This is a genomic window from Microbacterium sp. GbtcB4, from assembly GCF_019091465.1.
Taxonomy (GTDB): Bacteria; Actinomycetota; Actinomycetes; order Actinomycetales; family Microbacteriaceae; genus Microbacterium; species Microbacterium paraoxydans.
Genome location: NZ_JAGXJJ010000241.1, coordinates 1 through 258, shown reverse-complemented (window position 1 = coordinate 258; position 258 = coordinate 1). Strand labels below are relative to the sequence as shown.

General features: G+C 70.9%; 1 pseudogene. It reads right to left on the bottom strand.

What is annotated here, in order from left to right:
- Positions 1-19 precede the first annotated feature (19 nt).
- Positions 20-258: pseudogene (locus KVS71_RS17810) on the bottom strand (hypothetical protein); the annotation flags it as partial.

Sequence of the window (258 nt, the reverse complement as noted above, 5' to 3'; positions counted from 1 at the left end):
CCGTGACCCCGCCGGCGCACTAGTGGAGGACGTGGTACTGCAGCCGTTCGCCGACGTTCGCCTCACTGTCCACCGACCAGACGACGGTCCCCTCCAGCGTGTCGGCGAAGTCCTCCACGAGGCGCACTTCCACCCCGGCCGGGTCCGAGGGATCCGACGTCTCCGGCCACGGCGGGTTGTGGGTGATCACGACCCGGATCTCGCCGTCGCGAGTCTCGTCGAGGGTGCCGTCTGCGTCGGCGGGGGTGGTCGTGCAGG